The following is a 22,699-nucleotide window of genomic DNA, read 5'->3' as shown; positions in this document are numbered from 1 at the left end:
ACCATGCGGGCGGAGAGGGAAACAGCAAGTTGACTTAAAGCGAGGCGCGGATGTCGTCGAGCACGCTGATGATCGTCTGTTTTCGATCGAGATTATAGGCCTGCGCGAGGGTGATGCGCTCGTTGAGCAGCGAGGTGAGCTGGGCGAGGCGGTCGGCGCGGGAAATGTCGCCGGTAAGGGCGGCAGCGCGGGCGGCGTCGGTCACGAAATCGGTGGCGTGCTGGCAGAAGAAGGAGAAGACCGTGTCGCTGTCCTTCGCCGAAAGCACGTCGGCAAGCTTGTGCACGTCGCGGCGCGGCGGCTCCGCCGGGGCTGCGACGATGGTGCGAAAAGCCTCGACGATGTCGAAGCCGCCGTAGTTCACCAGCTTCAATGCTTCGGAAACACTGCCCCGGGCGGCGGAGAGCACATCCCCTGCCCGCGGACCCGAAGGTGCTGCGCCGAGGCTTTCCAGCGCGGCGGCAAGGTCGTTTTCCGAAAGCGGCGAGAGCGTCAACGGCAGGCAGCGCGAGCGGATCGTCGGCAGCAGTTTTCCGGGCGCGTGGGTCAGCACGAGGAACAGCGAGCGTTTGGGCGGCTCTTCCAGGATTTTCAGGATCGCGTTCGCAGCGTTGCGGTTCAGGTCGTCCGCCGGATCGATGACGATGATGCGCCAGTTGCCGGTGCCCGAGGTCTGCGCCAGGAATTTGCCGGCCTTGCGCACCTCGTCCACCGTGATGGCCGATTTTATCTTGCCGGTTTTCTCGTCTACCGGGCGGGAGAGATGCAGCAGGTTGTGCGAAGCGCCGGCCGCTAGCTGACGGGTGATGGGGGCTGCGGGCGATGGGTCTGCCATGGTCTCCGGCGCCTCGGCGGGCTCGGGATGGTGCAGAACGTGGTTTGCGAAGCGGAAGGCGAGCGTCGCCTTGCCGATACCCTGCGGTCCCTCGATCAGGATGGCGTGGTGCCCCTTGCCGGAGCGGTAGGAGCGCGCCAGGAAGGCTTCGGCCTCGGCGTGGCCGAAAAGCGTCGTCTGCTCGGCGGGATGGACCGCGCCGTCGAGAATGCCCGGCCGCTCGTCGCTCACGAGACATGCTCCGGCCGACCCTCGGCCGTGATCGGCAGCAGGGTCTCGACGATGGAAAGCACCTGCGCCGCGATCACCTCCTGCGTTTCGGTCGCATCCACCACGCGGCAGCGCAGCGGCTCGCGCTCGGCGATGTCGAGGAAGGCCTCGCGGCGTTTTTCATGCGTCTCCAGCTCTTCCTTCTCAAAGCGATCGGGCTCGGCACTCTCGCCCGCCCCGGTGCTGCGCTTGCGGGCGCGTTCCAGGCCGATGGCGGCCGGCAGGTCGAAGATGATCGTGCAATCCGGCACGACGCCGTTGATGGCCACGCGCTCCAGCGCCTCGATGAAGGGTTGCTCCAGATTGCCGGTGATGCCCTGGTAGACGCGGGAGGAATCCATGAAGCGGTCGCACAGCACGACCGTGCCTGCCGCAAGCGCCGGGCGGATGACCTGCTCGACATGATCGCTGCGCGCGGCGGCAAAGAGCACGGCCTCCATGCGAATGCCGTAGGGTTCCGCGGCCCCGGAAAGCAGAACATGGCGCACGGCCTCCGCCCCTTTGGAGCCGCCGGGCTCGCGCGTCATCAGCACGGTGAGGCCGCGTTCACGCAAGGCTGCCGCCAGAAGCCGGATCTGCGTCGACTTTCCGGCGCCCTCGCCGCCTTCGAACGTGACAAACAAACCCGGTGCGGCAGACAAATCCTACTTCCATTTCCCTGGCAATATCCGGCAAAGGCCGGAATGACTCGGGATCACTACTAACCCATGTTTCCGGCCGGCGAAACGCTTTTCGCCCCGCTTCGCCCTTTCAAATCCAGAAGAAGAAGAGTTCGATCAGCGCATCGAGCGCGCGCGCCCGCAGCGTGCCCTCGCCCACCGTGCCCGCCGTCTTCACCGGCACCTCGCGCAAAAGCTGCTTGTCGTTCCAGATTTTCAGCGTGCCGACCGCCTGCCCCGGCGTGACGGGCGCGCGCACCGGCCAGCTATAGACGACGCGCGCGACGAGGCGCTGCGAATTGTCCTTCGGCAGAAACACGTCCACCTGCTCGCCGGCGACCAGCGGCACCGTCGAGGCATCGCCGCCATAGACGCTCGCATCCGCAATGGCCTCGCCCTCCTTGAACAGCGTGCGCCGTTCAAAGGAAGAGAGCGCCCATTCGATGATGCGGCGGGATTCCTCGATGCGCGTCTTTTCGTTTTCCAGGCCGCCCATGGCGAGCAGCAGGTGCTTGCCATCCCGGTTCACCGCCGCGACGATCGAATATCCGCCCTCCTCCGAAAAGCCGGTGACGAAGCCCGTCACGCCGATATTCAGCGCCAGCAGCGGATTGCGGTTGCGCTGCTTGATCTTGTTCCACTCGAATTCCGGTTCGAGATAGTAGCGCATGTGCTGCGGGTAGGTCGTCTGCAGGTGGCGCGCGAGCAGCACCATCTCGCGCATCGTCACCCGGTTTTCCGGGTTCGGTAGGCCGGTGGAATTGGCGAAGTTCGATTTCACCAGCCCGAGCGCCCGCGCCTCCTCCGTCATGCGTTCGGCGAACGCGCTCTCCGAGCCGGCAATGCCCTCGCCCAGGATGATGCAGGCATCGTTGGCGAACTGCACCGTGACGCCGCGGATCAGATCCTCCACGCGCACATTCGATTTCAGCGAGGCAAACATGGTGGAGGTGCGCGACGGCGCGCCGCCGGTGCGCCAGGCATATTCGGTCACCGGATATTGCGTCTCAAGCGTGATGCCGCCCTCGGCAAGCGCCTTGAACACCGTTGCCATGGTCATCAGCTTGGCGAGCGAGGCGGCCGGAACGGCATCGTCCTCGGCGCGGGCGAACAGCACCGTGCCGGTTTGCGCCTCTATAAGATAGACCTGCTTCGCCTTGACGTCGAAGCCGGCTTGCGGCGCCGCGGACTGGGCGTGCGCAACGCTGATGAAAAACAGGGAAAAAACGACGGCGGCGAAAAGGCGGCGATGCATGGCGACTCCGGGATGTCGTCACACTCCCACAGCCGCCTGCATTGCGCAAACGGCTTCGGGGACGCGGGCGATCAGCCCGCGTTGTCGGCGAGTGCGGAGAGCGGCGTGAGTTTTCCGTCGATCGTCAGGAGGGCGTCGAAGGCGCCGGCGGCGTCGCGCACGCGCTCGTCCGCATAGGCGGCGGCATAGCTCGGCTCGGTCGAAAGGTCGGGCACGAAATTCGGCCGTTCCATCGGCAGCGGCCCGATTTCCGGCAGCATGACGAACTGTTCCATCGCCTGGAAGGCATCCGTCGTCGGCGTCGTCTTGGCGAGCGCCGTCATCGTGCTCTGTTCGGGAACGGTAAGCGTGCCCTCACCCACGCCCGGCAGCGCGCTGTCGTCGGCGGAGGCCACCATGACGCCCGTCGCGATCTGGCCGCCCGGATCGACCGCCGGCACGCGCGAGCCCTTGGTGACGTAAGAAGCCATCAGATAGGGCATGTCGTTGCCCTCGAGCGGCGCCTTGCCGACATATTGCACGCGCACCTTGGCCGTGCCGGTGCGCTTCATGTCGAGCAGGTCGGCAGTCTTCGAGGAAACGTCGATCACCCGGCCTTCATGGAACGGACCGCGATCGTTGACACGAACGACGACCGACGTGCCGTTCTCCATGTTCGTGACGCGGGCATAACTCGGCAGCGGGAATGTCGGGTGCGCGGCGGAAAGATGGTAGCGGTCGTAGACCTCGCCATTCGCCGTCCGGCGACCGTGGAAGGCGGAGCCGTACCAGGATGCGAGGCCGGTCTTGTTGTAACCGGGCTCTTCGCGCGGCTTGTACCACTTGCCCCGGACCTGATAGGCCTTGCCGAGCTGGTAGCGGCCGCCGCCCTTCGGCACGGCCTGCCCGTCCTCGACGACGCGCGGGCTCGCCTTCACGCCATATTCGGATTCGGAGAAATATTCCTTGCCGCGCACCTTCTTCTTGGTGGGCGCCGGTGTCGTCGTGGCACAGGCCGCAAGGCCCGCGCAGACCAGCGGAATAGCCAGCAACCGCAGGCCCATGCCAAACCGGGTCACGTTCTTCTCGAAGTTTTTATGTCCCACGCCGCTATTGTCCCCGACGGTGCGCCAGCCAACCTGCCTTGCCCCTGCAAGCCGGCCGTCAATGCCACTCAGTAAATAACAGTACGTTAATCATGCCAATAACATGGCAAAATTGCGAATGGATAGGAAGCCCGCGGCCAGCTTCGATGAATTATGGTTTCCATATGGTTAAAACGCCCGCTTTACTGTCAGCGAGTTTTGGCCACATCGGCGCGGTTCAAACCTTCAGGATGTCTGGATATGCAGCACGTCGAAGAGCTGTTCTGGATCGCGCACGCCGTGTCGGTACAGCGTGATGATCGAGCGCGCCAGAGATCGCTCCCGCGCCTCGTCGAGCCCGGGGCTCTTGGCTGCCGTCAACCGGGTGAAAACACCTTTCAGGATATCGAGATCCTGCGGTTCAAACATGCCGATATGCGTGGGGTCTCGAAGCACGTCCATCGCTGCCTCCCCTTATCTCGCATCCAGCCGACAAATCGCTTTTGGCTGCACGGGAATTCTAGGATGACAATGCGTCAGCAACAAGTCGGGAAAAGTAGCAGGGGGATGGCGGAAGAGGTGGGATTCGAACCCACGGTAGACTCTCGCCTACGCCGGTTTTCAAGACCGGTTCCTTAAACCACTCGGACACTCTTCCCCTATCGATGAAGGGTGCTCTTTTCCCGGTTTTTGGAAAAGCCGCAACACCGGGTTTCAGGCCGGTTTGCCGCCCCTTCAGGCGATGCGGCTTTTTAGCAGTTTTGCCTGTCTCGTCAATGTGGGATGACGGCCCTTGATTTGAACACAATGGCCCCCTATATCACCGTCATCGGCCTTGCTGATGAGCGCTGGAAAGCTTCTGCCGCTCGCGATGGCCGCATCACCTGATGCTTTTGACCACGGATGTACTGGCACGGGTGAACAGGTGATGATGAGGAAGGTCGGTGCGGTTTCGCCCCGGCCTTTTTTATTGCCGGAACAATCGGGCGGCGAGAACTGTTTTGATCCGTCACCAGAGGAGCCTGGCCATGGAACAGACATCCACCGCAAAACTCGCCGCAGACTATCTCCGCCTCGGCGGCCGCCGGCTCGCGAAGATCGACGACAACCATGTCAGCACGCGGCAGTGGAAACACGAGACGCGCGCGGCCGAGGCCTATTGGAACGCGCATATCGCGCCGCTCGATGAGAAGCGCCGGGACGAAGTGATCACCCATCTGCCGACGATCAACGACGTGTGAGCGCGCCGAATGCGCGCTCCCTGCCCGATATGTTGTTGAAAAGCCTCAGCCGGCGGGCGCCGGCCACATGCGTGCGCACTATTTGTTAGCAAAAAGTTACTTGCCCACACTCCGCCACGATCTTCACCATGAGATGCGGCTGCGACCGGAACCAAAGCACCGGATTCGCCATTATCGTGCCAGTTAGAAGGAGTGCACAGATGAACAAGAAGCTTGGAACAGTCCTCGCGCTGAGCCTTGCGCAGGCTCTCGCAACCACGGCTGGCGCGGCGGACATGGTTATCCGCGAGGAAGCACCGGTCTCCGTCGACCGCGGCGATCGCGACGGCGTCAAGATCGGCATGCTGACCTGCGATGTCGGCGGCGGCGTCGGTTACGTGCTCGGCTCGGCGAAGTCCGTCGATTGCGTCTTCTCGTCGACCCGCGGCGAGCATGACACCTATTCCGGCGTCATCCGCAAGATGGGCGTGGATCTCGGTTTCACCACGCAGGGCCGCATCGTGTGGGCGGTCTTCGCGCCGACGGCCGGCTACCACCAGGGTTCGCTCGGCGGCCTCTATCAGGGCGCCACGGCGGAAGCCACGCTCGGCTTCGGCGTCGGCACCAACCTGCTCGTCGGGGGCACGTCCGGCTCGATCCACCTGCAGACGATCAGCGTCAGCGGTCAGATCGGCTTGAACCTTGCCGCCACCGGCACGTCGGTGACGCTCACGCCGCAGGGCTGACACGCGAAACGGGCGGCTTCGGCCGCCTTTTTCCATCTGGATGCGCGGCGGCGATCTGCTAGATTTCGAGGCAGAAGGAGATCATCATGGTCCGGATAGCCCTCGCCTGTCTCGCCGCCCTTTCGCTTGCCGCCTGCACTGCGGGTTATTCCGGCGGCGTCGAGCCCATTCGCGGCAGCATCACCTATAACGGCCAGCCGCGCACGAAACTGACCAAGGCACCGATCGGCAGCACGTTCGAACACACGTTCAATGACCAATATGGTCGCCCGGTCGTCGAAACCTATCGCATCCAGCCGGATCGTTCGTTACTTCTCATCCACCGCTATGTGCGAATCGAGTATTTCTGACGCGACGACGGCAACGGAGACGGACCATGCTGGAAAGCACCGACATCGAACTGGAAGACGAACGGCTGAAGCAGCTCGACATTCTGGCCGAAGAGCGCGCCATGACGTCGACGGAACTGCTGGCGCACTACACCTCCGGCTCCTTCGGCTTCCATGAGGCGGTGCACACCACCTCCATCGTGCTCGATCTCGTCGATGACCAGCTGCTCCACCACCCCGCCATTGCCGGCAATACGGAATGGTTCCGCCTTGCGGCGCGCGCCAGCGAATCGCTGTTCAACCTCTACCAGGCGATGGGGGCGGCCCAGCTCGCAACCAAAGCGGCGGATGAGGGCATGCGGCCGGAAGAGCTGAACGCCAGCAACGACGACTGAAGCGCGGCGCGTTCTTTCCGATTCGCGTCTTGCGCGGGGCGGCGGGCCGCCCTACCCTATCCTCTTGAATTCCCACGGAATCAGGATAGACGCGCTTGCCCCATGCGACACCGCTGATCGCCACGCTGGTTGCCGGTATCTGCCTCGCCTTCCTCGCGGGGCTGGTCGCCCATCGTTTTCGCCTGCCGCCGATAGCCGGCTACCTTTTGGCAGGCGTGGTCATCGGCCCCTTCACGCCGGGCTTCGTCGCCGATCAGAAACTGGCAAACGAACTGGCGGAAATCGGCGTGATCCTGCTGATGTTCGGTGTGGGCCTGCATTTTTCGCTGAAGGATCTTCTCTCGGTGCGGGCGATCGCCATTCCGGGCGCGCTCGGCCAGATCGTCGTCGCGACCTTCTTCGGCCTATTGCTGGCGCTTGCGATGGGGTGGTCGGCGGGCAGCGGTTTCGTCTTCGGCCTGTCGCTCTCCGTCGCTAGTACCGTCGTGCTGCTGCGCGCGCTGCAGGAGCGCCGCATGGTGGAGACGGAAAAGGGGCGCATCGCGGTCGGCTGGCTGATCGTCGAGGACCTCGTCATGGTGTTGACACTCGTGCTCCTGCCGCCGCTTGCCGGCGTGCTGGGCGGCACGGCGCAGACCGCCGATGTCGATCCTGACCTGACGCGGGCACTGGGCATCGGCGCGGTCTGGACGGCGGTCGGGGTCACGGCGCTGAAGGTCTCGGCCTTCATCGCGCTGATGCTCGTCGTCGGCCGCAAGGTCATTCCGATGATCCTGCATTACGTGGCGCATACCGGCTCGCGTGAGCTGTTCCGGCTTTCGGTTCTGGCCATTGCGCTCGGCGTCGCCTATGGCTCGGCAAAGCTCTTCGGCGTGTCCTTTGCGCTCGGCGCCTTCTTTGCCGGCATGGTGCTGGCGGAATCGCAGCTCAGCCAGCAGGCCGCGCGCGAAACCCTGCCGCTGCGCGATGCCTTCGCGGTGCTGTTCTTCGTCTCCGTCGGCATGCTGTTCGATCCGGTCAACCTCGTCGAGCGGCCGCTGGCGATCCTCGCGACCTTCATCACCATCGTCTTCATCAAGTCGGCGGCTGCCTACCTCATCGTCAAGGCCTTCGGCTATCCGCGCACGATCGCGCTCACCATTGCCGCAAGCCTGGCGCAGATCGGCGAATTCTCCTTCATTCTGGTGGTGCTTGGCGTCGGCCTGGACCTGCTGCCGGCCGTGGCGCAGGACCTTGTCGTCGCGGGCGCGCTGTTCTCGATCCTCGTCAACCCGCTGCTCTTTATGGCGGTCGACCATTACGGCGCTAAACTGGATGCCGCTGAGGAGACGGAGGGCGGCGAGGATGCGGCCGCACAGCCGGAGGAACAGGACGAAGACGAGCCGGAGCCGACGACGCTCAGCGACCACGCGGTGGTGGTGGGCTATGGCGGCGTCGGCAGGCGCATCGTCGAGCGGCTGCGCGGGGCCGGCATTCCCCTTATCGTCATCGAGGAGCGGGCGGGCGTTGCCGAAGCGCTGCGCGAACAGGGCATCGAGGCGATCGGCGAGCCGGCCGGCAATCGCGGCGTGCTGGCGCAGGCGAACATCGCGGGCGCGCGCTGGTTCGTAGCCGCCATTCCGGACGCCTTCGCGGCCGGCACGCTGATCGAGCAGGCGCGCTCGGCGAATGGCGCACTCGCCATCGTGGCACGCGCAGCCTCCCAGGCGGAGGCGGATCATCTGCGGCAGTTCGGCGCCAATCACGTCATTATTGCGAAAGACGAGCTTGCCGCCGCCATGTCCGAGCAGTTGATTGCCTTGGACGCGGAAAAGGCGCGGCGGGCGACCGATGGCGGCAGCGCGCAGGGCGAGCTGGATCTCCCCGCACCCTCCCCGACCTGACTAGTTTTCGTGACGCAACGCCTGGACGACGCGCTCGCGGCCGACCCGGATGACGTTCTCCATGGCGCGGCGGGCGCCGTCCTCGTCCCGCTTGTCGATCTCCTCGACGATGCGGATATGGCTGGTCGAGACATCGCCGATCTTGCCGCGGTCGGCGGCGGGCGAAGAGAGCTTGAAGGCACCGACGAGCCCGGCCTCGATGAGGCTGCCGAGCGTGCGCAGGAAAGGATTGCGCGACGCTTCGAGCACCGAGAGGTGGAATTTCAGGTCCGCTATGGCAAGCGTTTCCGCCGTGTGCTCCGGATCGCCCATGGCGACGGCAAGGCGCATCATCTGGCTGATATCGGCCTCGGAGGCATGGCGTGCCGCAAGGGCTGCCGCATGCGGTTCGAAAGCCAGGCGCACTTCGGACAGATGCAGCAGAAAATCCTCGTTGACGCCGACGGCGAAGTACCAGGTGAGGATATCGCTGTCGAAGAGGTTCCACTGGGTGTTCGGCGTCACCCGCGTGCCGATGCGCGCGCGCGGCACGACGAGGCCCTTGGCGGCAAGCGTCTTCATCGCCTCGCGCAGGACCGTGCGGGAGACCTTGAAGCGGGCGGCGAGATCGGCGTCGCCCGGCAAGGTCGCGCCGACCGGATACTCGCCGGCGATGATGGCTCTTCCGAGCTCGTTGACGACCTGCGCGTGGCTGGTGCGCGTGTTCATCCCGCTGATCACGGTCTCAAGCAAACCCCTGCGCAAATATGTCCCCTCCTGCGCCCCAAAACACCCATTTTGTTCCGGAGCAGTCTGGCAGGTATAAAGTGCGTCGCCGATTCCGCAAAGTCCGTTCGCGTCATCCCGCTTTCACAATGAAAAAAGGCGCCTCTTGCGAGGCGCCCCTGTATCGTCGTGGGTCGGGAAGCTTACTTCGGCAGCTGGTCGTCGACGCCGGCGATGTAGAAATTCATGCCGAGCAGCGTGCCGTCGTCGGAGACGGCGCCGTCAGCAAGCCAATCCGAGCCGTCCTGCTTCTTGATCGGGCCGGTGAAGGGGTGCAGTTCGCCGGAGCGGATCTTAGCTTCCGCCTCTTCCGCGAGCTTCTTCACGTCGTCCGGCATGTTGGTGTAGGGCGCCATGGTGAGGATGCCGTCCTTCAGGCCGTCCCAGACCTGCTCCGACTTCCAGGTGCCGTCGAGAACGGCCTTGGTGCGCTTGATGTAGTAGGCGCCCCAGGTGTCGACGATGGCGGTCAGCTGCGTTTCCGGGCCGGCCTTGATCATGTCGGATGCCTGGCCGAAGGCCTTGATGCCGCGTTCGGCAGCAACCTGCATCGGCGCGGTCGTGTCGGTGTGCTGGGTCAGGATGTCGACGCCCTGGTCGATCAGCGCCTTGGCGGCATCGGCTTCCTTGCCGGGGTCGAACCAGGTGTTGGCCCAGATGACCTTGACCTTGAAGTCCGGGTTAATCGACTGCGCGCCGTGCACGAAGGAATTGATGCCCATCACCACTTCCGGAATCGGGAAGGAGGCGATGTAGCCGGCGACGCCCTTCTGGGACATCTTTGCCGCGATCAGGCCCTGGATGTAGCGGCCTTCATAGAAGCGCGAATTGTAGGTCGCGACGTTCGGGCCGGATTTGAAGCCGGTCGCATGCTCGAACTTCACGTCCGGGAATTTTTCCGCAACCTTGACCGTCGCGTCCATGAAGCCGAACGAGGTGGTGAAGACCAGCGCGCAGCCGGAACGGGCCATGCGCTCGATGGCGCGCTCGGCATCCGGGCCTTCCGGCACGTTTTCCAGGAACGGCGTTTCGATCTTGTCGCCGAATTCGGCCTGGAGGGCCTGGCGGCCGATGTCATGCGCCTGCGTCCAGCCGCCGTCGGTCTTAGAGCCGACATAGATGAAGCAGATCTTTGTGGCGTCCTGGGCGTTGGCGGCTGCGGCAAAGCCGAGGACGGCGGCTGAGGTGGCGAGAGCGAGAATGATTTTCTTCATTTTATCCTCTGTGGTTAGAAGTGGTTGTTTTTCTTGTTTTCCTATCGATCAGGCACGAAGGGCTTGCCGAGCGAGGCGGGCGTGTTGATCAGCGTGGTGCGCCGATTGTGCGATATCAGGACGAGCACGATCACCGTGGCGGCATAGGGAAGCGCCGACAGGAACTGCGAGGGAATACCGATGCCGAACGCCTGCGCGTGCAGCTGGCTGATCGAAACCGCGCCGAAGAGATAGCCGCCCGCCAGCAGCCGCCAAGGCCGCCACGAGGCGAAGACGACGAGCGCCAGCGCGATCCAGCCGCGCCCCGCCGACATGTTTTCCACCCATTGCGGCGTATAGACGAGCGAGAGCTGCGCACCGGCAAGCCCGGCACAGGCGCCGCCGAACATCACGGCGAGATAACGCGTGCGGATGACATGGATGCCGAGTGCATGGGCCGAGCCATGGCTGTCGCCGATGGCGCGCAGTTTCAGGCCGGCGCGGCTCTTGAACAGGAACCAGTTGACGCCGATGACCAGCCCGATCGACAGGTAGAAGATCAGGTCCTGCTTGAAGAGCAGGGGCCCCAGGAACGGAATGTCGGCGAGCAGCGGGATGACGATCGGTTGCAGCTTGATGCCCGACATGCCGACATAAGGCTCGCCGATCTGGCCGGAAACGCCGAGGCCGAGAATGGTGAGCGCGAGGCCAGTCGCCACCTGGTTGGCGACGAGCGTCAGCGTCAGGAAGCCGAAGAGCAGCGAAAACAGCGCGCCGCAGGCAATGCCGGCGAGAATGCCGATATAGGGCGAACCCGTCGCCTGCGTGGCGGCAAAGGCCAGCACGGCGCCCATCACCATCATGCCCTCGACGCCGAGATTGAGCACGCCCGACCGTTCCGTGACGAGTTCGCCGAGGGAAGCCAGCACCAGCGGTGTTGCGGCGGTGATGACGGTCAAGAGGATCGCTTCGATGATACCCATCAGTGCGCGCTCCCTTCCGTGGTCTGGCCGAACCGCGAGAAGACCAGCCGGATCTTGTACTGGATGAGCGTATCGCAGGAGAGCACGAAGAACAGCAGCAGCCCCTGGAAGACGCGCGTGACCTTGTCGGAGACGCTGAGCGTCAACTGCACCGCCTCGCCCCCCACATAGGTCAGCGCCAGGAACAGGCCGGCGGCGATGATGCCGAGCGGATTGAGGCGGCCGAGAAAGGCGACGATGATGGCGGTGAAGCCGTAGCCGGGCGAAATGATCGGCTGGAGCTTGCCGATCGTGCCGCTGACCTCCGAAATACCGGCAAGCCCGGCGAGCGCGCCGGAAAGCAGCATCGAGAACCAGATCATGCGCTTGGAAGAGAAGCCGGCGAAGCGCCCTGCCCGCTCCGACTGGCCGAGCACGGTGATCTCGAAGCCTTTCAGCGTGTAGCGCATCATGATCCACAGTCCGACGGCGGCAATGATGGCGAAGGCGAAGCCGAGATTGGCGCGGCCCGACGAGATGAGTTCGGGAAGGATCGCCTCCGGCACGAAATCCCGCGTCACCGGGAAATTATAGGCATCGGGGCTGCGCCACGGCCCGCGCACCAGCCAGTCGAGGAAGAGCTGGGCGATATACACCAGCATCAGGCTCGTCAGGATCTCGTTGGTGTTCATATGCGCCTTGAGGAAGGCGGGAATGGCGGCATAGAGCGCGCCGCCGATCATGCCGAAGATCAGCATCAGCGGCAGGACGAGCGACGAATGCCAGTCGTGGAAGACGACCGGCACGATGGCGCCCGCAATGGCGCCGGCGATGAACTGCCCCTCGGCGCCGATGTTCCAGTTGTTCGAGCGGTAGCACACCGAGAGCCCGGCGCCGATCAGGATCAGGGGTGCCGCCTTGATGGCGATCTCGTGCAGCGACCAGATGTCGAGCAACGGCTCGATGAAGAAGGAGTAGAGCGCTGCGACCGGGCTCTTGCCTATGAGCGCGAACATGATGCCGCCGGCCACCACCGTCAGCGCCAGCGCGAGAAACGGCGACAGGATGGAGAAGAGCGTCGAGGGATTCGCGCGCTTTTCAAGTTCAATGCGCATGGGCCACCTCGCTGCCTTCCGTCTTGCCGTACATGCCGCCCATCAGCAGACCGATCTTTTCGCGCGTCAGGTCGTGAGCCGGGTAAACATCGGAGAGCCGCCCTTCGCTGACGACGGCGATTTCCGTCGCCACCTCGAAGATTTCGTCGAGATCCTGGCTGATCACCAGCACCGCCGAGCCCGATTTCGCGAGATCCACCAGCGCCTGGCGGATGCGGCTCGCCGCCCCCGCATCGACGCCCCAGGTCGGCTGGTTGACGATCAACACGGCCGGCTGGCGATCGAGCTCCCGCCCGACGATGTATTTTTGCAGATTGCCGCCGGAAAGCGAACCGGCTGCCGGGTCATCGCCGCTCTTGCGCACGTCCATCGTCTCCGAAATACGCTTGGAGGCAATGCGCACGGCGGCGTGCTTGATAATGCCGAGCACGCCGCCGGCAAGGAAGGTTTTCCGATCCGACTGGTTGCGCGCCAGCACGAGATTGTCCGACAGCGGCAGGGCCGGCACCGCGGCGTGGCCATGCCGCTCCTCCGGCACGAAACCCGCGCCCATCAACCGCCGCGCCGTGATGCCGAGATTGCCGGCCGCCTTGCCGCGAATGGCGACGGCGGACGCTTCTGCCACCGGATATTCGCCGGAGAGCGCATCGAAAAGCTCACCCTGGCCATTGCCGGCAACGCCCGCGATCGCGAGAACCTCGCCGCCGCGCACCTTGAGACAGACATTCTTCAGCGTCACGGCAAAGGGCGTGCGCGCCGGGACGCTCAGATGATTGGCTTCGAGCAGCACCTCGCCTTTGGTGTTGGTGCCGGCGGCCGTTACCGAGGCGACGTCGCTGCCGACCATCATGCGGGCAAGTGATGCGGGCGTTTCCTGGCGCGGATCGCAGGCGCCGGTGACCTTGCCGTGGCGCAGCACCGTTGCGCGGTCGCAGATGCGCTGCACCTCTTCCAGCCGGTGGCTGATATAAAGCACCGAGCGGCCTTCCGCCTTCAGCTTGGCGAGCGTCTCGAAAAGCCGGTCGGCCTCCTGCGGCGTCAGCACCGAGGTCGGCTCGTCGAGGATGATGAGTTCCGGGTTCTGCAACAGCGCGCGCACGATCTCGATGCGCTGGCGTTCGCCCACCGAAAGGTCGGCGACATGCGCCTTCGGATCGAGCGGCAGGCCGTAAAGGTGCGACAGGCGCGAGGCCTCTTCCGCGACCTTGGAGAGCGAAATGCCGGGGCTCAGCGACAGGGCGATGTTTTCCGCGACCGTCAGCGCCTCGAAAAGCGAAAAATGCTGGAAAACCATGCCGATGCCGAGGCGGCGCGCTGCACTTGGGCTCGGGATGCGCACGGGCTCGCCCTTCCACAGGATCTGCCCGCTGGTCGGCGAAAGCACGCCGAAGAGCATTTTCACGAGGGTGGATTTTCCGGCGCCGTTCTCGCCCAGCAGGGCGTGGATTTCGCCGGGCCGGATATCGAGATCGATGCCGTTGCATGCGGCAAACGAACCAAAAAGTTTCGTCAGGCTGCGGACAGCCAGCAACGGGCTGCCCTCGGACGCTCCAACGGCTGACACTCTGCCCCTCTTTCCTGCGGTCTCAGCCCTTGCCGCCCATTCGGGTCGTGTCAGGGAATGAGCAACGTCGTTCCACTCGTTTTTCTTGCTTCCAGATCCGTGTGCGCCCGTCCTGCCTCGGACAACGGATAAGTCTGATTAATATTGATACGCACTTTGTTGCTTTGCACAATATCAAAGAGCGAGTTTGCACATGCATCGAGTGCATCGCGCGTCGGGATGTAGGCGAAGAGCGTCGGTCGCGTCGTGTAGAGCGAACCCTTTTGCGACAGCAGGCCGAGGTTGAAGGCATCGACCGGGCCGGAGGAATTGCCGAAGCTGACGAACAGGCCGCGCGGCTTCAGGCAGTCCAGCGACTGCGGGAACGTGTCCTTGCCGACGGAATCGTAGACGACGTCGACACCTGCCCCACCGGTCAATTCGCGCACCCGCACGACGAAATCTTCCTTGCCGTAGTCGATGACGTGATCATAGCCATGCGCCAGCGCGAGATCGATCTTCGCCTGCGAGCCGGCCGTGCCGATCACCGTGGCGCCGAGCGCCTTCGCCCACTGGCCGGCAATGAGGCCGACGCCGCCAGCCGCCGCATGGAACAGCAGCACGGTGCCCGGCTTCACCTGATAGGTCTGGAGCAGCAGGTACTGCGCCGTCATGCCCTTCAGCATCATCGCCGCTGCCGTTTCGAGCGAAATGCCCTCCGGCACCTTCACCAGATGCCTGGTCGCGACATTGCGCTCCACCGCATAGGCGCCGTCCGCCGAGGCATAGGCCACGCGGTTGCCGATGGCGAAATCCGTGACGCCGTCACCCAGCGCCGTGATCGTGCCGGCGCCCTCCTTGCCGGGAACGAAGGGAAGCTCCGTCTTGTAGAGGCCGGTGCGGAAATAGACGTCGATGAAGTTGAGGCCGATGGCGGCCTGCCTGATCTGCACCTCGCCGGGGCCGGGTGCGGCAAGCGGCACATCCTCCAGCTTCAGGACTTCCGGTCCGCCGAGACTGCGGATGACAATCGCCTTGGTCATGCTGGTTCTCCCGAGAGTTGGCTACCGCCCGAGGCTGGGAAAGGCCTGCAGGACGGCGCCGATGACATAAAGATAGAGCCCCGTCGCCACGACACCCCAGACCACCCAGGCCGGCGTATCGAAATGCAGGAGAAGCGCGTAGCCGCTGAGCAGCGCCCACAGGAAGAAGACGCCGAGATTGATCGCCCTCAGCCGCTCGACGCGCACGGGATGCAGGAAATTGATGGGCATGAAGGTGAGGAAGACCGAGACGAAGACGATGATCGACGCCGTCAGTTCGCTTGCCTGGATAACGAAGAGCGTGAACACCACCATGTTCCAGACGACCGGAAAGCCGGAGAAGAAATATTCGTCCGTCTTCATGCCCATATCGGCATAGTAGATGGCGCTGGAGACGACGATGGCGCCGGCTGCCACGAAGGACCACGGCTCGCCGATCATGCCACTCTGGTAGAGCGCAAAGGCCGGCAGCAGCACGTAGGTCACATAGTCGATGACATTGTCGAGCGTATCGCCGGACCAGTTCGGCAGCACTTCCTTGACCCGCACCTTGCGCGCGATCGGCCCGTCGATGCCATCGACGACAAGCGCCAGGCCCAGCCACCAGAACATGTCGACGAAACGGTGTTCGGCGGCCGCCACGACGCCGAGAAAGGCCAGGAACGACCCGGATGCCGTCAGGATATGGACGGAAAAGGCACGGATTTCCGCGTAGGGCACGCGCTTGTAGTTGAAAAACTTCATCGCCTTTGGCTGTCCATCCCTTGAGGGGCTTTCATCGGCCGCGGTTCGCCGAACACGCCCTCTTACGCGGTCACTGCCGGTAATATGCATTGATTGCCCGGCATCGCCAGTGAAAATCAGCTGCCTGCCGGGCGGTTCCGGCGCCTGCGCCGATTCATCCCATGGAAATTGCCTCTTTGCGGGCCTAGTCTTCCCGCAGTAGAAGCAGCCAAACCTGTGGGTAACGCTTCGCTGTCTGAGAGGTCGGTCATGAAGGAATTCGATATCGCGATCGTCGGCGCCGGCCTTGCCGGCAACCTCGCGGCCCTCGCGCTCGCCGATTCGGGGCGAAGCGTCGCGCTCATCGCCCCGCCCACGCGCGCCGCCGATGGCCGCACCACGGCGCTGATGGACCAGTCGATCGCCTTCCTGAAGGCCCTCGGCCTATGGGATGAGATCGCGCGCCATGCCGCGGCCCTCGAAACCATGCAGATCCTCGACGGCACGACGCGGCTCCTGCGCGCCCCGCCGGTCGCCTTCCGCTCCAGCGAGGTCGGCCTTCCCGCCTTCGGCTACAACATCCCGAATGCGCCTTTCCTTGAGGTGCTAAATACGCAGATCGCCGCGCGGAGCAACATCCTTCGGCTGGAAAGCGGCGTGACGGCCGCCACCGCCTTCGAGCACGGCGTCGAACTCGTGCTCGAAGATGGCGAACGCGTCGCGGCACGCCTCGTGGTCGGCGCCGACGGCAAAAAATCGAAGATCCGCGACAGCGCCGGTATCGCCGTCAGCGCCTGGTCCTATCCGCAGGCCGCCCTCGTGCTCAATTTTGCGCATGAACGGCCGCACGGCAATGTCTCGACGGAGTTCCACACGGAAAGCGGCCCCTTCACCCAGGTCCCCCTGCCCGGCCGCCGTTCCAGTCTCGTCTGGGTGCTGCCGCCGAAGGAAGCGGCGCGGCTGCGCGAACTCCCTGTCGCCGATCTCGGCCGCGCCGTGGAAGAGCGCATGCAGTCCATGCTCGGGAAGGTCACCGTCGACGGCACACCGCAGAGTTTTCCGCTCTCCGGCATGACGGCCCGGCATTTCGGCAAGGGCCGTTTCGTGCTGGTGGGCGAAGCCGCCCACGCCTTCCCGCCGATCGGCGCCCAGGGCCTCAATCTCAGCCTGCGTGACATCATGGCACTGAAGGACCTCATTCAGGAGGGCGACGACGGCGTCGGCGAGCGCTTCGATCGCAAGCGCCAGGCCGATATCCGCACGCGCACCATGAGCGTCGACCTGCTCAACCGCTCGCTTCTGTCCGATTTCCTGCCCGTGCAGTTCCTGCGCTCGGCAGGCCTGCACCTGCTTTCGGCACTCGGGCCGCTGCGCAGCATCGTCATGCGCGAGGGCATCGAGCCCGGCGGCTCGCTCAAGGCGTTTCGCGACGGTTTACGGGAACGGGTCGCCCGCAAGCAGGCCTGACTTGATCAGGTAAAGCAGGATCGTCACCGTCGCGACGGACAGCACCGTCGTGATGAGGATCGTCGCAGACGCTCGCTCCTGCCACACGCCATATTGCTGGCCGATGACGAAGACATTCGTCGCCGTCGGCAGTGCCGCAAGCAGCACGGCGGTGAACACCCAGACCGGATCGAAATTACCGGCAAGCCCGAGCACGACATACATGGTGACCGGCAGCAGCAGGAGCTTTGCCGGCACGATATAGCCGATCTCCATGGGCACGCGCTTCAAAGGCCGCAGCGCCAGCGTGACGCCCATGGCGAAGAGCGCGCAAGGGGCGGCCGCCTGTGCCAGATAGTCGATCAGCCGTTGCAGCGGCGCCGGCGGCTCGAAGCCGGCAAAGGCCGCGACAAAGCCCGCCGCCGTGGCGATGATGAAGGGATGCGTGACGATCTTGTGCACGATCCCGCCGGCAATCTGGATCGCCGGCCGCTTCTCGCCGCCGGCGAGCGCCATCAGCGCCGGCGCGACCATGAAATGCAGCATGTTCTCGAAGCAGAAGACGAGTGCCACCGGCACTGCCGCAGGTTCCCCGAAGGCCAGCAACGCCAGGCCCGGCCCCATATAGCCGATATTGCCATAGGCGGCGGCCAGTCCCTGGATCGTCGCTTCGCCGATGGTCGCGCGCCGCAGCCAGAACCCGACGGCGAAGACGAGGCCGAAGATGAGGTAGGTCGCGCTGATATTGGCGACGATGAAATCGACGCGCGTCAGCTGCTCGATCGGCGTCCTGGCCACCAGCTTGAAGAACAAGGCGGGCAGCGCGATGTAGATGATGAAGGTGTTGAGCCAGCCGAGCGCCTCGACCGGCTGCCGGGTGATCTTTGCGACCACATAACCCAGCAGGATCATGCCGAAGAACGGCAGGACCAATCCGATGATGTCAGCCATGCGCCGTCGTCGATTCCCGCTTGCCGAGGATGATGTTTCGACCTAGCCGATTTGCGAGAGAATGGGAAACGTTTGCTGGAACCAGATGGCGACCGCGCTGATATAGCCGAAGATGAAGGCAAGGCCGGTGAGAATGAGCAGCACGCCCATCGCCTTTTCGACCGTGCCGAGATGGCGGCGGAACCGCACGAGGAAACGCATGAAAGCGCCGGAAAAGCCGGCCGCGATCCAGAAGGGCACTGCAAGCCCCAGCGAATAGACCGCCAGCAGCGCCGCCCCGTCGCCGACCGTTTCTCGCGCCGCCGCCACGCCGAGGATCGCTCCCAGCACCGGCCCGATGCACGGTGTCCAGCCGAAGGCAAAGGCCAGACCCATGATATAAGCGCCCGACGCCGTTGCCGGCTTGCCGCCGCCCTGGAAGCGCGCTTCGCGGGCAAAAAGCCCGATGCGCAGCAGCCCGAGGAAATGCAGGCCCATCAAAATGATGATGACGCCGCCGATCTGCGCGAGGATATCGAGATGCCGGCGCAGCACCATGCCGATCGTCGAGGCGCCGGCCCCAAGTGCCACGAAAACCGTCGCAAAGCCGAGCGTGAAACAGAAGGCCGCGAGCAGCACCGCACCGCGCGTATCCCGCCGCACCGCCACCGCATCGTTGCCACGAAACTGCTCGACCGAGATGCCCGCCATGTAGCAGAGATAGGGCGGCACGAGCGGCAGCACGCAGGGCGACAGAAACGAGAGCGCCCCGGCCAGGAGCGCGCTCAACAGGGAAATATCGGCTATCGACAAGGGCTACTCCGCGACCGCAAGCCAGAACCGGCCGAGCCCCCCAACATGGCCTCGCCCGTTCCCGCATTTGCGCCTTCTGATATCCCCCGTGCCCCCCTCCTGCCAATCACCTTTTGGAGAACGCGGCGAAATGCAGCAAAACCTGTTTTTCGCCGCATTTTCCGGGTTGACCCGGCAAACCCTCCTGCATATGTTCCGCGCACTTCCGCGGGGCTCCATTTGCGCCGCCTGGGAGCGCGTAGCTCAGCCGGTAGAGCAACTGACTTTTAATCAGTAGGTCCAGGGTTCGAATCCCTGCGCGCTCACCACGACGTTTCCAGCAAACATTCAAGCATGGTTTCGCACGGACGTTAACCGGCGTGTTTTCCGCCGGACCCAACGGGGTTCCAGTGAGAAGCCGAACTCGATCAGTAGATCGTGTACTTCAGCAATCCCAGCGACCAGTTCACGCTGCGGTTCTCCGTATCCCGTGTCCAGGTCTGCTTCAGCGTGCCGGCGATGTCGGCGATGGTGGTTCGGGCGTCGAGTTCCTTGGTCAGGCCGTAGTCGCTGGGGGCGACCTTGGTGAGGTCGACGTCGTCGGCGACGACGATGGCGACGAGCACGTTTTCGCTCGGGCCTTCGGCTTCGAAGTCGAAGCCGTAATAGTCGTCCGGGATGGTCATCGGCATGTTTGCGGTGAGCGGCGTGATCTTCTGGGCCGATTCGTTCGGAAATATCTGGGTCGCCTTGCCGTCCTTGGCGACGTCGTAGAGGATGAGGTGGCCGCCGGTGCTGCTGGTCACGGTGATCTTGAAGACGTCGCCGTGTTTCAGGTAATCGGAGGAGAGCACGACCTTGACGTCGCCGGTCTCGGGTTTGCCGAGGATATCACCGACGGCGTCGACCGGGTCGGCCGCCACATAAGCGGTCTGCGGCGTGTTCTCGACCTTCACCTCCTCGACCTTGCCGTAGTCTGGCGTCTGTTGCTGCGTTTGCTGGGCAGTGGTGTCGGCGGTGGGTGTGGAGGCGCTGGCGCCGAGCAATGCGTAATTGACCTCCAGCTGCGGATCGAGGCCCTGGCACTGGGTCTGCGCGGCGCAATAGGTCTGCGACTGCTTCTTCACATATTCCAGCAACTCGGCATTTGAGACGATGCCGTTGCCGTTGCTGTCACCGGCGGTGATGTCGTGGCCGTTCACATAGGAGAGCGTGAAGACGCCGTGGCGCTCTTCCGGCGGCAGGCGCGTGTCGTCCCAGGCAACCTGGTAAGAGGACGCGGCACTCCAGGCTTCCACGCCGTTCTGCTTGGCGATGTCGGGCTTATCGACGACGGCGACGTCGATGCGCAGGCCGCGCATCTTCACCGCATCCACCGGCTTGGCGAAGGGACGCGGGAGGAAACGCGCGCTCTCCAGCGATTCGCCGACATCCGTCGACAGCGAACGCGAGATCGTGCCGGAATGGCAGGCGTCGATGACGATGGAGACGGCGCGGTCCTTCAGCTTGGCGAGCATCGCGTCGATCTCGTCGTCGAGAATGACATTGGTCCAGTCGCCATCGCCGGCGGCGATATCGAAGGTGGAGAGCGCCTCGTCCAGCCCGTCCTCCTCGTCCCCGCTGGCATCCTTCACCTGCAGGCCATGGCCGGAGAAGTAGAAATAGACGCGGTCGCCCGGCTGCGTGCCGTTGACGAGCCATTCGTCGATGCTGGCGAGGATCGCGGCGCGGGTCGCATCCTTGTCGAGCAGCACGCGGATCGATTCCGGCGCAAAGCCCTGTTTTTCCTTCAGCAGCTTCTCGATCAGCGGCACGTCGTTCTTCGGCCCTTCGAGGAACATCTTTTCGGGCAGCGTGGCATAGGTGCCGATGCCGATCAGCAGCGCCTTGTCGGCGGCTTCGGCGCCTGAAAACAGGCAGAGCGAAAGGAGAAGGGCTGCCGCGTAACGGATCATCAGAGCGTTTCCCGCGTATAAAGGGGTTGGATGGCGACGCTCGCCTCCTTGCCGTCGAGCCGCGTCAGAAGCGCCTGCAGCAGGGTTTGCGAGGTCACGGCACGGTCTGCGAGCACCGCGCCGATCGCATCGACCGGCTCGGCGGTCCAGATCGTGATGAGGTGGTCGGCGCCGAAGGGTTTCACGATCTCGACATCGGTCAGCTTGAACTGCGAACTGGTGGTGCCGGCCGCCTGCATGTCGAGGAACTGCACCTCGCCCGTATTGGCGAGGTTGAAGACCAGCATGTTCGGATAGCGGCCGGGCGGCGCGTCGAAGCGCAGGCGCGTGCCGGCGGCATAGATGTCCTTGACCGGCGTCAGCGAAACGGAGCCCGGATTCTGGCTCGCGAGCGCCTTCAGGAAGTCGAGCAGGACATATTTGTCGACCACGGACTGGATGCGCTCCGCATCGACATTTTCCGCCGCGACGTCGCCGTTCGGCGTGTAGAAGACGCCGCTTGCCACATCCCAGCGGAAGGGCGTGCCGGTGCCGTCGGCATTCTTCGGCTTGTCGCCCGCGCCGTCGATCTGCAAGGCGATGTTGCCGGTCCAGCCGAGGTCTTTTGCGGACTTGATGGTCTTTTCCACGACCGGCGTCGTGGCGCCGTTATCATTGTCGGCCGTCTCGGTCGTCGTGCCGTTGTTGACCGGAATGCCGCGCGTCAGCGTGACGACGACTTCGCTCTCCGAGCGCGCCACCTGCGGCATGAAGTTCGGCACCTGCAAGGCTTCCGAGCGGTTTTTCACGTTCGAGAAGATGTAGTCTTCGAGCTCGATGCGCGTGATGATGCCGTTGCCGTCGCGGTCGGCGCTGCCTTCCACTGCACGGGCGAAACTCCAGCTGAGCGCACCGCGCGGCTCGCCGTCGATGATGACCTCCGGCGTTGGCTGGCTTTCCAGCGACGCGGCCAGAACCGTCACCTGCTTGAAGTCGATGTCCTTGAGGTTGGCGCCGGCAATCGCCTCCTGCGAGGGCGGCGCGAGCTTCACCGTGACGGCGGGCGCGAGCCGGGTCTTGCCGGTGACCGAGCGGCTCATGCCGCCGGAAAAGCAGCTGTCGGAAACGAAGAGCACATGCACGCCCTTGCCTTCCGCTTCGCCGAACCAGGCGTTCATCTCGTTGTCGACGATGATTTCCTTGGAGGTTTCCTCGTAGCGGTTGCGATCGAAGCCGGGCAACTGGAGGAATTCATCGAGCCCGTCCGCCTCGTCGCCGGCGATGAGCTCGGGCATCTGCGCGCCGTGGCCGGCATAGGTGAAGATGATCGTATCGCCGGAGGCAGCCTGCGCCACCATGTCGGTCCAGGCCTTGCGGATATCGTCCTTGCGTGCCTCGGCATTGGTGAATTTCGTGACCGTGAAGCCCGCCGCGCTCATCGAGCGATAGACGTCCTCGGCGTCGCGCACCGCGCCGTCAAGGCTGACATCGTTCGGATATTGGTCGACGCCGACGACGAGTGCGAAGGTCTGCGCCGCGAAGGCGGGACCCGGCAGGGCGACGGCGAGGGAAAGCGCCAGCAATCGAGGCAGCATTT

At 64.2% G+C, this 22,699-nt stretch carries 22 protein-coding genes and 2 tRNA genes; 7 read left to right on the top strand and 17 right to left on the bottom strand.

Annotated features, from left to right (window positions below; genetic code table 11):
- Positions 1-34: 34 nt before the first annotated feature.
- The 6 genes from J2Y63_RS26160 to J2Y63_RS26135 all read right to left on the bottom strand — a co-directional run bounded on the left by J2Y63_RS26160 (position 35) and on the right by J2Y63_RS26135 (position 4,741).
- Positions 35-1,066 carry a DNA polymerase III subunit delta' gene (locus tag J2Y63_RS26160; RefSeq protein WP_435268470.1) on the bottom strand — a complete coding sequence of 344 codons (1,032 nt, stop codon included), beginning with the start codon at positions 1,064-1,066 and terminating at the stop codon, positions 35-37.
- Positions 1,063-1,746 (bottom strand): dTMP kinase, encoded by a 684-nt coding sequence (gene tmk / locus J2Y63_RS26155; RefSeq protein ID WP_435268469.1) that lies wholly within the window; start codon positions 1,744-1,746, stop codon positions 1,063-1,065. The genes J2Y63_RS26160 and tmk overlap by 4 nt, the downstream gene beginning before the upstream one ends.
- A 109-nt stretch (positions 1,747-1,855) precedes the next feature.
- Positions 1,856-3,019 (bottom strand): D-alanyl-D-alanine carboxypeptidase family protein, encoded by a 1,164-nt coding sequence (locus tag J2Y63_RS26150; RefSeq protein WP_435268468.1) that lies wholly within the window; start codon positions 3,017-3,019, stop codon positions 1,856-1,858.
- A 71-nt stretch (positions 3,020-3,090) separates the two neighbouring features.
- Positions 3,091-4,062, bottom strand: a complete 972-nt coding sequence (locus J2Y63_RS26145) for a septal ring lytic transglycosylase RlpA family protein (RefSeq protein WP_435268504.1) — start codon at positions 4,060-4,062, stop codon at positions 3,091-3,093.
- 267 nt (positions 4,063-4,329) lie between these two features.
- On the bottom strand, positions 4,330-4,545 hold the full coding sequence (locus J2Y63_RS26140; RefSeq protein ID WP_256115904.1) for a hypothetical protein: 216 nt from the start codon (positions 4,543-4,545) through the stop codon (positions 4,330-4,332).
- A gap of 106 nt (positions 4,546-4,651) precedes the next feature.
- Positions 4,652-4,741, bottom strand: a tRNA-Ser gene (locus J2Y63_RS26135).
- A 370-nt stretch (positions 4,742-5,111) separates the two neighbouring features.
- On the opposite strand from J2Y63_RS26135, the gene J2Y63_RS26130 reads away from it, so the two are divergent.
- The 5 genes from J2Y63_RS26130 (at position 5,112) to ybaL (ending at position 8,656) form a co-directional block, all read left to right on the top strand.
- Complete coding sequence (locus tag J2Y63_RS26130) at positions 5,112-5,324, top strand: hypothetical protein (RefSeq protein ID WP_435268467.1); 213 nt, start codon at positions 5,112-5,114, stop codon at positions 5,322-5,324.
- A gap of 200 nt (positions 5,325-5,524) precedes the next feature.
- On the top strand, positions 5,525-6,049 hold the full coding sequence (locus J2Y63_RS26125) for a DUF992 domain-containing protein (RefSeq protein ID WP_256115900.1): 525 nt from the start codon (positions 5,525-5,527) through the stop codon (positions 6,047-6,049).
- An 86-nt stretch (positions 6,050-6,135) separates the two neighbouring features.
- Positions 6,136-6,399, top strand: coding sequence for a hypothetical protein (locus J2Y63_RS26120; protein ID WP_256115898.1), 264 nt, complete (start codon positions 6,136-6,138; stop codon positions 6,397-6,399).
- Positions 6,400-6,425: 26 nt separating this feature from the next.
- The gene (locus tag J2Y63_RS26115) at positions 6,426-6,773 is read left to right on the top strand and encodes a hypothetical protein (protein ID WP_435268466.1); all 348 of its coding nucleotides are present in this window, start codon (positions 6,426-6,428) and stop codon (positions 6,771-6,773) included.
- Between the two features lie 95 nt (positions 6,774-6,868).
- The gene (ybaL, locus tag J2Y63_RS26110) at positions 6,869-8,656 is read left to right on the top strand and encodes a YbaL family putative K(+) efflux transporter (protein WP_435268465.1); all 1,788 of its coding nucleotides are present in this window, start codon (positions 6,869-6,871) and stop codon (positions 8,654-8,656) included.
- Here ybaL and J2Y63_RS26105 read toward each other — a convergent pair whose 3' ends face one another.
- From J2Y63_RS26105 to pcsA, 7 genes are all read right to left on the bottom strand, one after another.
- Positions 8,657-9,364, bottom strand: a complete 708-nt coding sequence (locus J2Y63_RS26105; RefSeq protein ID WP_435268503.1) for a FadR/GntR family transcriptional regulator — start codon at positions 9,362-9,364, stop codon at positions 8,657-8,659.
- A gap of 200 nt (positions 9,365-9,564) precedes the next feature.
- A complete protein-coding gene (locus J2Y63_RS26100) occupies positions 9,565-10,635 on the bottom strand; it encodes a BMP family ABC transporter substrate-binding protein (protein ID WP_435268464.1) in 1,071 nt (356 codons plus the stop codon).
- Between the two features lie 41 nt (positions 10,636-10,676).
- Complete coding sequence (locus J2Y63_RS26095; protein WP_435268463.1) at positions 10,677-11,597, bottom strand: ABC transporter permease; 921 nt, start codon at positions 11,595-11,597, stop codon at positions 10,677-10,679.
- Positions 11,597-12,691: an ABC transporter permease gene (locus tag J2Y63_RS26090; protein WP_256115893.1), complete on the bottom strand. Its 1,095-nt coding sequence runs from the start codon at positions 12,689-12,691 to the stop codon at positions 11,597-11,599. Before J2Y63_RS26090 ends, J2Y63_RS26095 begins: the two co-directional genes overlap by 1 nt.
- The gene (locus J2Y63_RS26085) at positions 12,681-14,255 is read right to left on the bottom strand and encodes an ABC transporter ATP-binding protein (RefSeq protein ID WP_435268462.1); all 1,575 of its coding nucleotides are present in this window, start codon (positions 14,253-14,255) and stop codon (positions 12,681-12,683) included. The genes J2Y63_RS26090 and J2Y63_RS26085 overlap by 11 nt, the downstream gene beginning before the upstream one ends.
- A gap of 50 nt (positions 14,256-14,305) precedes the next feature.
- Entirely contained in the window at positions 14,306-15,277 is a 972-nt protein-coding gene (locus tag J2Y63_RS26080) for a quinone oxidoreductase family protein (RefSeq protein ID WP_435268461.1), read from the bottom strand.
- A 21-nt stretch (positions 15,278-15,298) separates the two neighbouring features.
- Positions 15,299-16,021, bottom strand: coding sequence for a phosphatidylcholine synthase (gene pcsA / locus J2Y63_RS26075; protein WP_256115890.1), 723 nt, complete (start codon positions 16,019-16,021; stop codon positions 15,299-15,301).
- 249 nt (positions 16,022-16,270) lie between these two features.
- Between pcsA and J2Y63_RS26070 the strand changes: the two genes are divergently transcribed.
- Positions 16,271-17,467, top strand: a complete 1,197-nt coding sequence (locus J2Y63_RS26070; protein ID WP_435268460.1) for a UbiH/UbiF family hydroxylase — start codon at positions 16,271-16,273, stop codon at positions 17,465-17,467.
- Here J2Y63_RS26070 and J2Y63_RS26065 read toward each other — a convergent pair.
- Both J2Y63_RS26065 and J2Y63_RS26060 read right to left on the bottom strand, forming a co-directional pair.
- Positions 17,435-18,397: an AEC family transporter gene (locus tag J2Y63_RS26065; RefSeq protein ID WP_435268459.1), complete on the bottom strand. Its 963-nt coding sequence runs from the start codon at positions 18,395-18,397 to the stop codon at positions 17,435-17,437. The genes J2Y63_RS26070 and J2Y63_RS26065 overlap by 33 nt on opposite strands.
- A 42-nt stretch (positions 18,398-18,439) precedes the next feature.
- Positions 18,440-19,189 (bottom strand): cytochrome c biogenesis CcdA family protein, encoded by a 750-nt coding sequence (locus J2Y63_RS26060; protein WP_256115887.1) that lies wholly within the window; start codon positions 19,187-19,189, stop codon positions 18,440-18,442.
- A gap of 232 nt (positions 19,190-19,421) precedes the next feature.
- Here J2Y63_RS26060 and J2Y63_RS26055 point away from each other — a divergent pair.
- Positions 19,422-19,497: transfer RNA gene (locus J2Y63_RS26055), tRNA-Lys, on the top strand.
- 99 nt (positions 19,498-19,596) lie between these two features.
- Here the strand turns inward: J2Y63_RS26055 and J2Y63_RS26050 are convergent.
- Together J2Y63_RS26050 and J2Y63_RS26045 are read right to left on the bottom strand one after the other, a co-directional pair.
- Positions 19,597-21,123 carry a caspase family protein gene (locus J2Y63_RS26050; RefSeq protein WP_435268458.1) on the bottom strand — a complete coding sequence of 509 codons (1,527 nt, stop codon included), beginning with the start codon at positions 21,121-21,123 and terminating at the stop codon, positions 19,597-19,599.
- On the bottom strand, positions 21,123-22,697 hold the full coding sequence (locus tag J2Y63_RS26045) for a caspase family protein (RefSeq protein WP_435268457.1): 1,575 nt from the start codon (positions 22,695-22,697) through the stop codon (positions 21,123-21,125). The genes J2Y63_RS26050 and J2Y63_RS26045 overlap by 1 nt, the downstream gene beginning before the upstream one ends.
- Positions 22,698-22,699 lie beyond the last annotated feature (2 nt).

It is taken from the genome of Shinella sp. BE166, assembly GCF_051201095.1.
GTDB classification, from domain to species: Bacteria; Pseudomonadota; Alphaproteobacteria; order Rhizobiales; family Rhizobiaceae; genus Shinella; species Shinella lacus.
Note: the sequence above shows the minus strand (reverse complement) of the source record. Positions and strands in the feature narration are given on the sequence as shown.